Below are 12,037 nucleotides of genomic sequence, written 5' to 3'. Positions count from 1 at the left end.
ATTATCCATTTGTCCATATTAGTAGTTAAACATGTAACTATTAATATGGACTTTAAAAAGAAAATGTATAGTGTTTCATATAATGTCTTTTTTTCTACTTCCCCGGGGATACAAAAGAAAATAAATTAAGCAAATTGGAAGGTGAAAAAAAGTGAAGTTTCCTCATTTATTTAAACCGTTGAAAATAAAAAATGTAGTATTTACTAATAGAATCATAGCAACTCCTGCTGGTGCTTATAATGATAAAGCCATTGGCGGAGCCGGAGTCATTATTGCTGGGAGTGCAAATGTGAGTAGAAAAAGAGCGAGTTATTCACACCCAGATGACCCGTATATATTTGATAAATATGAACGAGAAAAAACAAAAGAACGAGTGATTGTCGCTAAACAAGCTGGAGCAAAAGCGTCATTGGAATTAATTCATGCTGGTCAGTATGCTCGTGTAGATGATTATGCTTTAGGACCAGTAAGCTTTACGAGAAGTGATGGAACAAAGGTAAAAGCAATGGATGAAAAAGACATGAGCGAAGTTGCCAATGACTGGGAAGAAACTGCAAAGAATGCAAAGGAGATGGGCTTTGATCTTGTCATGCTACACTTCGGACACGGCTGGCTTCCAGCAGAATTTTTGTCTCCGTTATTTAACAAAAGAGAAGATCAATATGGTGGTAGTTTGGAAAATCGAATGAGATTTCCCAAAATGATAATTGAACGTGTTCGGGAGGCTGTTGGTCCTGATTTTATTATAGATATGCGCATCAGCGCTTCGGAATGTGTTGAAGGATCAATCCAATTTGAAGATGTCTTAAAATTTATAAAAGAAATCGAAGATAAAATTGATATGGTTCACATATCTGCAGGGTTAGATATTGATCATGAAGGCAATGTTCATGCAGTTCCTACAATTTTTAAAGAGCATATGCCAAATGTGGATTGGGCTGCAGAGGTGAAAAGGAATGTGAAGATTCCTGTAACTGTTGTCGGTGCGATTATGAGTCCAGCTGAAGCAGAGAATATTATTGCGGAAGGCAAAGCAGATTTTGTTGCATTAGGAAGACCTTTAATTGCAGATCCATACTGGCCACAAAAGGCAAAAGAAGGTCGGGATGAAGACATTGTTCCATGTTTAAGATGTCAGTATTGCTATCATATTTCAACAGACAGGAAAAATGTAGGTTGTTCAGTTAATCCTCGATATAGAAGGCAACACTTGGTTCCATTAGAATTGGATCATGCTAAGAATAAAAAGAAGGTGGTCGTGATTGGTGGAGGCCCAGCAGGAATGAAATCTGCCATAGTCGCAGCAGAACGCGGTCATGAAGTGGTGCTTATTGAAAAATCAGGAGAACTGGGTGGCGCATTAATTTATGCAAAATATGAAGAGTTAAAAATAGATTTATACAATTACATGAAATATTTAGTTACACAAATTAAAAAATCTACTGTTTCAGTACAATTAAACAGTGAAGCGACTCCTGAATTAATAGCGAAACTAAATCCTGATGCTATTATAATTGCTGTTGGAGCAAATCCCTTTACACCACCAATAAAAGGCGTTGAGCAATCACATGTTTTACAAGCATTAGATGTGTACGGACAAATTGAAAAGCTTGGACAAGAGGTTGTAATAGTTGGCGGAGGTTCTACAGGATGTGAACTGGGCATTGAATTAGCACGAAGTGGTAGAAAAGTAACGATTTTAGAAGGATCTGATAAATATGCGGCTAACGGAAATCTCCTTTATCGGATTGGCTTGAGACAAACAATGGAAAAAGAAAAATCTTTGAATTGGGAGTTGAATTCCTTTTGCAAGGAAATTAAAGCAGATGGGGTTACGTATATACAAAATGGACAAGAAAAGTTTATTCCTGCCCAATCTATAATTTTATCAACAGGAATGAGAGTCAATTCTAGTCTTGTAGAATCATTTTACGGTATTGTACCAGATACATTTGTCATCGGAGATGCCTATAAAGTAAGGAATGTTATGGACGCAACAAGAGAAGGTTATTTTATAGCGAAAAATCTGTGAGCAAGCACTCTTTAGAGTAGTGGTAGCACAATGTAAATTTAACTAACTTTTTCAATTTTCCCGGGAATGATTGTTTTACGTAAATTGAATAGGAAGTGGAAGGTGGAAAAAGTGAAATTTCCCAATTTATTTAAACCACTAAAAGTAAAAAATCTAGTATTTCATAATCGTATAATTGCAACTCCGGCAGGTCCTTACCATGATAAAGCAATAGGCGGGGCAGGAACCATTATTACTGGTAGTGTCAACGCAAGTCGAAAGAGAGCAAGTTATTCCAAACCAGATGAACCCTATGCTTTTGACAAGTATCAACGTGAGGCAACAAGAGAACGTGTTATTATTGCCCATCAAGCAGGTGCTAAAGCATCACTAGAAATTATTCATTCTGGTCAATATGCACGTGTTGATGATTACGCGATAGGACCAGTGAGTTTTACAAGAGAAGATGGTACCGAAGTCAGAGCAATGGATGAACAAATGATGGATGAAGTCGCAAATGATTGGGCCGAAACAGCTAAAAACGCAAAGGAATTTGGTTTTGATCTAGTGATGCTTCATTTTGGCCATGGTTGGCTACCTGCGGAATTTCTATCACCACTATTCAATAAAAGAACAGATGAATACGGAGGAAGCTTTGAAAATAGAGTAAAATTCCCTAAGATGATTATTGATAGAGTGAGAGAAGCTGTTGGTCCAGACTTTGTAGTCGATATGCGAATAAGTGCCTACGAATGTGTGGATGGCTCAATCGAATTCGGTGAAGTACTTCAATTTATTAAGTTAGTCGAAGATAAACTTGATATGGTTCATATTTCCGCAGGTCTCGATATTAATCATGAAGGAAATGTCCACATGGCTCCTACGATATTTAAGGGGCATATGCCTAATGTGGAATGGGCAGCTGAAGTTAAAAGAAATGTTAGCATACCTGTAACAGTTGTCGGAGCCATTATGAGCCCAGATGAAGCAGAGTCGGTGATTGCTGAAGGAAAAGCAGACTTTGTTGCTTTAGGGAGACCTTTAATTGCTGATCCTTTTTGGCCACAAAAGGCAAAAGAGGGGCGTGATGAGGATATTGTTCCTTGCTTGAGATGTCAATATTGCTATCATATTTCAACAGATAGAAAGAATGTTGGTTGTTCTGTTAATCCACGGTATTCAAGAACTCATTTAGTTCCATTAGAATTAGATAAAGCAAAACAGAAAAAGAAAGTCGTGATTGTCGGTGGTGGACCAGCTGGATTAAAAGCGGCGCTCGTTGCTGATGAAAGAGGTCATGATGTAGTACTTCTTGAAAAAAAGAAGGAACTTGGTGGAGCTCTATGGTATGCGAAGTTTGAGGAAATAAAAATTGACTTATATAAGTATTTAACCTATTTAATTACTCAAATTAATAAATCGAATGTTACGGTTAAGCTATCTACCGAGGCCACACCAGAATTAATAAAAGCTTTGTCGCCTGATGCAATCATTATTGCGGTAGGGGCGGAACCATTCTCTCCCCCTATTAAAGGGATTGATCAACCGCATGTTGTGCAAGCATTGGATGTCTACGAACGGTTAGATCAAATTAGTCAAGATGTGGTACTGATCGGCGGTGGTTCTACAGGGTGTGAATTAGGCATCGAATTAGCCCATAAAGGGAGAAATGTTTCTATCTTACAAGGTAGTAGTGAGTATGCGCCAAATGGAAATATGCTCTATCGAATTGGTCTACGACAAACAATGGAAAAAGAGAAAACGCTAAAATTACATCTAAACTCATTTTGTAAGGAAATCACCAATGATGGAGTAATTTATGTACAGGACGGAAAAGAAAGCTTTATTCCTGCAACGACTGTGATATTGTCTACAGGTTTTAGACCGAAAGAAAACTTAGTTCAAGCATTATATGGACTAGTTCCAGATACCTTTGTGATCGGTGATGCAAAACAAGTTAGAAACGTGATGGACGCTACTAGAGAAGCGTATTTTATAGCAGCGAATTTATAAAAATTTAAAGGGACATCTCCATTGTGGGGATGTTCCTATTTTTGAACGAAATTTTAGAACACGCTAAATGCACGAAATAATTACCGAACTCTTCTAAACAAAACAATCCCTAAAACAATCTCCATCATTCCGATGCCAAAAAAGATAGGTTGCAAAATACTTATTAAACCAATCCAGTATACTTGGACTCCGATCCAAATCATCATGATCATTCCAAGAACAATTGTAACGGTGCAGGTTAAGGGGTGACGTTTCAATGCTATAATGCTTCCTATTAAACTTCCAACCCCATTGATCGTGAACAAAACGATTCCAGGAATGAAGAAGTCCTCAAACGGTGAGTTCCTCAAAAGATCGACAGACATGCCAATATTGTGGCCGTCTGGTTCAAGTATAAACCCGATGCCTGCAGAAATGGCACCGATGGCGACGATTAATAACAAGCTTCCAATCCAATAGAAAAGTGTTCTCTCTTTATTCATCATTCACATCTTCTTTCACTTATATAATGGATGTTAAAGAATAAATGAAGTAGTGCTCTCTACTAATAAGTATATGATTTTTAGAATTAAATACATGGAGAGAAATTGAACAATTTATAGCGGTTATTTCATCATTTTACTCAAACATTCAAATAACTATTTGACTATTCAGTTTAACTTTCATACACTAATAATCAAATAGGTATTTGAATAAGAGGTGGGCATAATGAAACAAGATGTATGTGAAGTGACATGTGTTGATGAGCTTAAAGTGAATCGAGTGAAAGAATCGATTTCTAAACATCATACGCTGTCGGTGTCTCAAATGTTTAAAGCATTGGCGGATGATACAAGATTGAAAATAGCATTTGCCTTAAGTGAAGAGGATGAACTTTGTGTATGTGATGTTTCCAATATTGTAGGCTGCACAACTGCTACAGCTTCACATCACTTGCGATTGCTCCGTAATATGGGCTTAGCAAAGTATCGGAAAGAAGGAAAATTAGTTTTTTATTCATTGGATGATGATCATGTGAGACAACTCATTCAATTGGCCTTCACGCATGAAAAGGAGGGGAAAATACTTGGAGAAAACAACTAGACAAACTATGGACAAACAAGTATATCGTGTTCAAGGTTTTTCCTGAGCGAGCTGTGCCAATACGTTTGAAAAAAACGTAAAGCACCTGGATGGTGTTATGGATGCTAATGTAAATTTCGGTGCCTCCAAGCTCACTTTCTATGGGAATGCGACCATAGATGAACTTGAAAAAGCAGGGGCGTTTGAGAACTTAAAACTGACTCCGGAAAAAGCAAGATTTGAGGAAAAGAAAGAACCTTTTTTTGAAAAACATGCTTCGGTCCTAATCTCAGCCCTTTTCCTTCTAATGGGATGGGCGATGGGACATCAATATGGCGAAGAATATATCGTAAGCACGATTGCATACGGAGCATCCATTTTCATTGGTGGATACCGATTATTTTATACAGGGCTGAAAAATTTACTGCAACTCATTTTTGATATGAAAACACTAATGACGATTGCTGTAATAGGGGCAGCGATCATCGGTGAGTGGGGCGAAGGAGCTACCGTTGTTATTCTTTTTGCCATAAGTGAGGCCCTTGAAAAATACTCAATGGACAAGGCACGGCAATCGATTCGCTCATTAATGGAGATTGCCCCAAAGGAAGCGCTCATCCGCCGTGGTAATCAGGACATGAGCGTTGCCGTTGAAGAGATCCAAATCGGAGATATCATGATCGTGAAACCAGGACAAAAAATTGCCATGGATGGAGTGGTCGTTAAAGGAACATCAGCAGTCAATCAAGCTGCTATTACGGGAGAGTCAGTACCTGTAACAAAGACGAATGATGATGAAGTATTTGCTGGCACGTTAAATGAAGAGGGACTTTTAGAAGTAAAGGTGACGAAGCATGTTGATGATACAACGATTGCCAAAATCATTCACCTCGTCGAAGAAGCACAGGCAGAACGAGCTCCTTCTCAAGCGTTTGTAGATCGATTTGCAAAGTATTACACGCCGTTCATCATGTTAGTTGCTCTTGCTGTCGCCGCCATTCCGCCACTTTTCGGGGGAGAGTGGAGCACCTGGATTTACCAAGGATTGGCAGTATTAGTAGTAGGTTGTCCTTGTGCTCTTGTAGTATCGACGCCTGTTTCCATTGTGACAGCGATAGGGAATGCCGCACGGAATGGGGTGTTGATCAAAGGAGGGATTCATTTAGAGGAAATGGGTTCTATTAAAGCGATTGCCTTTGATAAGACAGGTACTCTTACAAGAGGAGTTCCTGCAGTAACCGATTTTCTGCCTTTACGAGATGGAGATAGATTATTTACCATCATTGCGGCCTTGGAAAAACGTTCTCAACACCCTTTAGCTTCTGCCATTTTGAAAAAAGCAAAAGAGGAAAAGCGTGATTATGAGAATTTTGAAGTTCATGACTTTACTTCTATTACTGGCAAAGGGGTAAAGGGTATTATGAACGGTGAGACTTACTATGTAGGAAGTCCTCACTTTTTGGAAGATATTCATGGCTTTTCAAAAGAAGTAAAAGATAAAATCGCTTCACTACAAAATCAAGGAAAAACGGTAATGGTAGCTGGTTCCGAAAAAGCGGTGTTGGCGTTAATCGCTGTGGCAGATGAAGTAAGGGATAACAGTCGCAACGTTATCGAGAAGCTTCATGCTCTCGGACTCAAAAAAACGATTATGTTAACGGGAGATAATGAAGGTACAGCGAAAGCGATTGGAAATTCAACAGGAGTGTCTGATATTAAAGCAGAGCTTTTGCCACAGGATAAGTTATCTTTTATCAAAGAGTTGCAAAAGAAATATACACGCGTGGCCATGGTGGGAGACGGGATCAATGATGCACCAGCTTTAGCTGCTTCAAACGTAGGGATCGCTATGGGTGGTGTAGGAACGGATACCGCATTAGAAACTGCGGATGTCGCTCTGATGGGTGACGATCTTGATAAGCTTCCGTTCACTGTAAAGCTAAGTAGAAAAACACTAGCGATTATCAAGCAAAATATTACTTTTTCGCTAGGAATCAAACTGATTGCCTTACTTCTAGTCATTCCAGGTTGGCTAACACTGTGGATTGCCATCTTTGCCGATATGGGAGCCACCTTACTTGTCACTCTGAATAGTCTAAGACTCCTTTTAGTGAAGGACGAAAAGTGAGATTGTTTGACTGGAATGTTTCTTATACCCCTTCAAAAGAAACGGGCATTTATCTAACATTCCAGTCACTATCAAAAAAAGATAAAGCGTAAGGGTGTTATGATAACATCTTCAGTGGATTAAGAGCAAATTAGCACTCATAAAAGAATCATGGGACCAACTTCGGATGGTTGCAGAGTGAAATTAGTCATGAGACCAACCTTAGGTGGATCCAGAGCAAATCGGTCTTCATGATACAAAAATTACACGGCATTAGCTTCATTTATTATTTGATTCTTTCTTGGAGTTTCAAAAGTAATTTTGAAGGTTGTGCCTTCATTCAATTGACTGTCGACCTGTATCCTTCCTTTGTGATTTTGAATGATTTTGTAGCTCACCATAAGTCCTAAGCCATTGCCATTTTGTTTGGTCGTGAAAAAGGGTTCTCCTAGTTTTTTTATCTGCTCTAGTTTCATTCCAATTCCTTGATCGATAATGATGACGGATATTTCGTCTTCGGTTTTGACTATCGAAGTACATATCGTTCCACCGTTCGGCATCGCCTCAATTGAATTTTTGATTAAATTCAAAAATACTTGTTTAAGTTGATTCCTTTCCCCTGGGATACAAAGTTCCTCTTCTGCGAAGTGGTTTTCAATATGCACATTTTTTAGGTTTGCTTCAGGTTCTAGAAATTTAATGACACTTGATAAAATCTGATGAAGATTACATTCACTGAAATGAATTTGATGGGGCTTTGCAAAGACCATAAATTCATTGACGATGAAATTAATTCGATCAATTTCATCTAGGATTGTATCTGCAAAGTAGGAATCAATCCCATTTTCATTTAGTAGCTGTACAAAGCCCCTGATCGTCGTTAATGGATTTCTTATTTCATGGGCAATCCCTGCTGCCAACTCTCCAATCATCGCAAGTTTCTCTGTTTTACGTAGTGTCTCTTCTGTGTTTCTTTTCTCCGTAATATCATATTGAATCGAAATATGTTTATAACGCTCACCATTTGCATCAACAAATGGGATGATGGTGGTATCCAGCCAATGCTTTGTCCCGTCTTTTGCTTGATTGAGAATTTCTCCTCTCCATATCTCTCCGTTTTGGATCGTAGCCCATATGTCATTAAAAAAAGAGGTAGGGTGATGATTAGAAGAGTAGATCTCATGTTTTTTTCCTAGTAATTCTTCTTTTGTATATTGATATAACTGACAAAATTTATCGTTTGCATATAAAATTCGATCTTCACGATCGGTAATCGCAAAAAGAGTCACTTCATTTAAGACACTCTCTAACTCTGCCAATTCTCTTAATGTCATTTTCAAGTTTTCCTTTGATTCATTTAATTCTAGTCTCATGAAAGACATTTCTTCATTATAAATATGGATAAGAGAATTTAAGATTTGCTGGTGTAAATCTTCAATGATCTTAGTTACATCGAAATAGCTATTTATCGTAATGTTTGAATTCCGAAGTTCTTGTTCAAGTAAATCAAGAATCGTTAGCCGAATTAAATTCATGAATTGAATGGACTGGTCAAGAGAGCCACTCGATTTAATGAGAGTATGACCAAAAAAATCTACAAGGGCTAAGAAGTCATTTTTATGCTGGTCCTTTTGACTAATAACCAATTCCCCTAATTGTCTAATGATCATTTCTGCTGTGCTCCAAGAGATGCTTGATTCATCAAGTGAACAGCTTGATTTCCACATTTGAATCTCTGGTCTTTGAAAGATTTCACTACTACTATTTTTTATCTTTGCACCAATATATTCAATTTGTCTGTTCATCTTATCCCTCGTTATAAGTATTTTTACCTATTAATTTTGACACTTTTTGATAAATTCCTTTTTTTCTAATAATTTAATAGGGATTAAAGTAAAAACAAATTGGAAATGGGCTCTAGGACGTGTCCTACTTCCTATATAATAAAGATGGAAGTCTTTTAATAGAGAGGTGCTAGTAATGGAAAATGTAAATAAAACAGTAGTAGCCGTAAAGGGTGTTATCGTCCATGAAGGTCGGGCATTGATCGTCAAACGCTCAGACCATGATGAGGTTGGTGCTGGAACTTGGGAATGTGCTGGAGGGAAAATTGAATTCGGGGAAAATTTAGAATCTGCATTGGTCCGAGAAATTGAAGAAGAAGTTGGTATCGATGTTGCGGTAGAAAAAATTTTGTTTGCAACAAGTTTTAATACGGATCCAACAAGGCAAGTCGTCATTCTTACCTATCTGTGCAGACCTAATCATATAAAGGTTGCACTTTCTGAAGAGCATGTTGACTATAAATGGGCAACAAAAGAGCAATTGAAAGCACTATTGACTCCTGATATTTTGCAAGATTTTGAAAGGCAACAGGTTTTTTCTTTGCTAGATTAACTATGTCTGCATATATGAAAGGAAGATATTGAATTCAAGGTGTCTTTTTCTAATTATATTATTTTTACTAATTATCCGTTAGCAGGAATTTATCGTATATGAAATAACTGAAGATTAATTGAAAAAGAAGGATTGCTACCAGAGCAATCCTTCTTTTACCTATTCTAAATTAGCGTGTTTGCCGTACATTTTATTCGTATCTAGACCATTTTTCTCCATGAACCTTAAGATGAGAGAGTCAAAAAACAATAATAATGTTTGTTCAAATAGCGATCCCATTGGTTGAATCGTTGAGTATACACCATCAGATTGATCTTTAGGGGATCCTGGCATTGCAATTGTATAATCGGCTAATTGACCAATCGTCGATGATGGAAAAATAGTGACAGCCGCAATCGTGCCACCGATTGCTTTTGCTTTCTCTGCGATGGCAACAAGACTTTTTGTTTCACCGGAACCTGTCGCAAGAATTAAGATGTCCCCTTTTTCAAAGTTTGGTGTAACTGTTTCACCGATGATGTAAGCATCAATGCCCATATGCATCATTCGCATTACAAAGGATTTAGCCATGAAACCAGATCTTCCTGCCCCAGCAACGAAGACTTTGTTCGACTCCAAAATGTCATTTACTAATTTTTCAGCATCATCATCAGAAATAAAGTCAATTGAACGATTTAATTCCTTCAGTATTTCTGCTAAATATTGAGTAGTCTTCATAGGGATATTACCCTTGCTTAATCATTTCTTGCATTTTTGCTGCAGCCGCTTTTTTATCAGCTTGGCCCGTAATCCCGCCGCCAACAATGATTAAATCAGGTTGAACTTTAATTACTTCTGCAAGTGTTTCAAGCTTAATCCCACCAGCAATGGCCGTTTTCGCATTTTTAACAACACTTTTAATCGTTTGTAAATCTTCAAAAGAATTTTTTCCTACTGCTTGAAGATCATAGCCCGTGTGAACACAAATGTAGTCAACACCTAATGCATCTACTTCTTTTGCACGACCAGCTAAATCCTTAACAGCAATCATATCAACAAGGATTTTTTTACCTTGTTTTCTAGCTTCTTCTACTGCACCTTTAATAGACATATCTTCTGAAGCACCAAGTATCGTGACAATATCAGCACCTGCTTCAGAAGCTTTCATTACTTCATATCCTGCTGCATCCATAATTTTCAGGTCAGCTAAGACTTTTAAATTAGGAAAGGCATCTTTCACCGCTTTAACTGCGTGAAGTCCTTCATTTATAACAACAGGCGTACCAATTTCAACGATATCGATATGCTCTTCTACTTCCTTCACCAATTCAAGTGCTTCTGGAATGTTTACTAAATCTAGAGCTAATTGTAATTCCATTGATGTTCCTCCTCGTAATAGTTTATTGTGCAGAATAATAAAGGTGTTTTAAAAAAAGAGGAACCTAAATATCCTGAACAAATGCTAGTATATTATGTATGTTTATAAATTTGAAGTACGCACTTTTAATTTACATAGTGACGAAAAGTATACTATGGGCTATAATGGGGGCTGGAGGTGGAGCTTATGTCACGAATGCAAGATAAAGTATTTAATTGTGAAAAAGAATTAACTCTTTCAGTAATTGGTGGTAAATGGAAGATGTTAATATTATGGCATCTTGGCAAAGAAGGGACGAAGCGGTTCGGTGAATTAAAATCCCTAATGCCAGGAATTACTCAAAGAATGCTAGTTAACCAATTACGTGAATTGGAAGAAGACTTAATCATTGAACGTAAGGTGTACCCAGTTGTTCCTCCGAAAGTGGAATATTCATTAACGGATCAAGGAAGAACTTTAATGCCAATATTGGATGCTATGTATAAATGGGGTAAGGATTATATGGAGACAGTTGTAGAAAATCCTGATTTAAAAAAGAAATCTGCGAAATAGATAGTAGCTTTCATAGCCAGTAAGAGCTTGCTCTTACTGATTTTTTGTTGTCCAGCAGGAAATTATAAATTCTCGCTCAACTTGTGGATCAATGTTCATATAAACGGTAGGAGTATCGATATGAAACAATAACAGGAAAAATTCCGCTTAATGAGCAACCATCATGAAAAAGAGTCGAAATAACAGGAGAAATTCCTGCTATTCACTGAAAAAATGTCAAAATAAACGCTTTTGCCCACCATAAGCGGAAAATCTTCCGTTATTTCTCCTAAAAGGGGCTTCATCGAGGAGTTAACAGGAAAAATTCCGCTTAAGGGTGAGAGATGGTTGGAGAAAATGAGACAAACCGGAAGCTTCCTACATTTTGTAGGAGCTTTTTTTGCATGGAAAATGAATCAACTTTTTCGTTTCTTCATTTGATTCATACTAAGTATATGTTTAGACACTATCTTACTTTTTATATAGTAATTAAATTAAAAGTGCGTACTTTTATTTTATGTTTGTAACTTTTATACTTGCATCTGCTAGGTGAAATCAG

General features: G+C 37.5%; 10 protein-coding genes. 6 read left to right on the top strand and 4 right to left on the bottom strand.

The window, feature by feature from the left end; all coding sequences use genetic code 11:
• Nucleotides 1-151: 151 nt before the first annotated feature.
• Together BMSHG_RS20340 and BMSHG_RS20335 are read left to right on the top strand one after the other, a co-directional pair.
• Nucleotides 152-2,032, top strand: a complete 1,881-nt coding sequence (locus tag BMSHG_RS20340; RefSeq protein WP_019156320.1) for an oxidoreductase — start codon at nucleotides 152-154, stop codon at nucleotides 2,030-2,032.
• Nucleotides 2,033-2,143: 111 nt separating this feature from the next.
• The gene (locus BMSHG_RS20335; RefSeq protein ID WP_148347001.1) at nucleotides 2,144-4,024 is read left to right on the top strand and encodes an oxidoreductase; all 1,881 of its coding nucleotides are present in this window, start codon (nucleotides 2,144-2,146) and stop codon (nucleotides 4,022-4,024) included.
• An 80-nt stretch (nucleotides 4,025-4,104) separates the two neighbouring features.
• Here BMSHG_RS20335 and BMSHG_RS20330 read toward each other — a convergent pair whose 3' ends face one another.
• Complete coding sequence (locus BMSHG_RS20330; protein WP_148347000.1) at nucleotides 4,105-4,509, bottom strand: hypothetical protein; 405 nt, start codon at nucleotides 4,507-4,509, stop codon at nucleotides 4,105-4,107.
• A 223-nt stretch (nucleotides 4,510-4,732) separates the two neighbouring features.
• Between BMSHG_RS20330 and BMSHG_RS20325 the strand changes: the two genes are divergently transcribed.
• Both BMSHG_RS20325 and BMSHG_RS20320 read left to right on the top strand, forming a co-directional pair.
• Nucleotides 4,733-5,107, top strand: a complete 375-nt coding sequence (locus BMSHG_RS20325) for an ArsR/SmtB family transcription factor (RefSeq protein ID WP_019156317.1) — start codon at nucleotides 4,733-4,735, stop codon at nucleotides 5,105-5,107.
• Nucleotides 5,108-5,114: 7 nt separating this feature from the next.
• Complete coding sequence (locus BMSHG_RS20320; RefSeq protein ID WP_087946647.1) at nucleotides 5,115-7,214, top strand: heavy metal translocating P-type ATPase; 2,100 nt, start codon at nucleotides 5,115-5,117, stop codon at nucleotides 7,212-7,214.
• A 242-nt stretch (nucleotides 7,215-7,456) separates the two neighbouring features.
• On the opposite strand, the gene BMSHG_RS20315 is transcribed toward BMSHG_RS20320, so the two are convergent.
• Nucleotides 7,457-8,998, bottom strand: coding sequence for an ATP-binding protein (locus tag BMSHG_RS20315; protein ID WP_019156315.1), 1,542 nt, complete (start codon nucleotides 8,996-8,998; stop codon nucleotides 7,457-7,459).
• Between the two features lie 175 nt (nucleotides 8,999-9,173).
• Between BMSHG_RS20315 and BMSHG_RS20310 the strand changes: the two genes are divergently transcribed.
• The gene (locus tag BMSHG_RS20310; RefSeq protein ID WP_019156314.1) at nucleotides 9,174-9,590 is read left to right on the top strand and encodes an NUDIX hydrolase; all 417 of its coding nucleotides are present in this window, start codon (nucleotides 9,174-9,176) and stop codon (nucleotides 9,588-9,590) included.
• 159 nt (nucleotides 9,591-9,749) lie between these two features.
• Here the strand turns inward: BMSHG_RS20310 and hxlB are convergent, their stop codons facing one another.
• Both hxlB and hxlA read right to left on the bottom strand, forming a co-directional pair.
• A complete protein-coding gene (gene hxlB, locus BMSHG_RS20305; protein ID WP_019156313.1) occupies nucleotides 9,750-10,307 on the bottom strand; it encodes a 6-phospho-3-hexuloisomerase in 558 nt (185 codons plus the stop codon).
• Between the two features lie 7 nt (nucleotides 10,308-10,314).
• Nucleotides 10,315-10,947, bottom strand: coding sequence for a 3-hexulose-6-phosphate synthase (gene hxlA / locus BMSHG_RS20300; RefSeq protein WP_019156312.1), 633 nt, complete (start codon nucleotides 10,945-10,947; stop codon nucleotides 10,315-10,317).
• A gap of 186 nt (nucleotides 10,948-11,133) precedes the next feature.
• Here hxlA and BMSHG_RS20295 point away from each other — a divergent pair, with 186 nt between their 5' ends.
• Nucleotides 11,134-11,499 (top strand): winged helix-turn-helix transcriptional regulator, encoded by a 366-nt coding sequence (locus BMSHG_RS20295; RefSeq protein ID WP_019156311.1) that lies wholly within the window; start codon nucleotides 11,134-11,136, stop codon nucleotides 11,497-11,499.
• Nucleotides 11,500-12,037: the final 538 nt, after the last annotated feature.

Origin of the sequence: Robertmurraya massiliosenegalensis JC6, assembly GCF_000311725.1 — a bacterium.
Lineage (GTDB): Bacteria > Bacillota > Bacilli > Bacillales > Cytobacillaceae > Robertmurraya > Robertmurraya massiliosenegalensis.
The sequence above is the reverse complement of the archived record's forward strand: the minus strand, read 5'-3'. Positions and strand labels throughout refer to the sequence as shown.

Bases quoted from the DNA above. Each gene is read 5' to 3' on its own strand.
- hxlA (WP_019156312.1), bottom strand. From the start codon at position 10,947: ATGGAATTACAATTAGCTCTAGATTTAGTAAACATTCCAGAAGCACTT.
- BMSHG_RS20325 (WP_019156317.1), top strand. From the start codon at position 4,733: ATGAAACAAGATGTATGTGAAGTGACATGTGTTGATGAGCTTAAAGTG.
- BMSHG_RS20295 (WP_019156311.1), top strand. From the start codon at position 11,134: ATGTCACGAATGCAAGATAAAGTATTTAATTGTGAAAAAGAATTAACT.
- hxlB (WP_019156313.1), bottom strand. From the start codon at position 10,307: ATGAAGACTACTCAATATTTAGCAGAAATACTGAAGGAATTAAATCGT.
- BMSHG_RS20315 (WP_019156315.1), bottom strand. From the start codon at position 8,998: ATGAACAGACAAATTGAATATATTGGTGCAAAGATAAAAAATAGTAGT.
- BMSHG_RS20310 (WP_019156314.1), top strand. From the start codon at position 9,174: ATGGAAAATGTAAATAAAACAGTAGTAGCCGTAAAGGGTGTTATCGTC.
- BMSHG_RS20330 (WP_148347000.1), bottom strand. From the start codon at position 4,509: ATGATGAATAAAGAGAGAACACTTTTCTATTGGATTGGAAGCTTGTTA.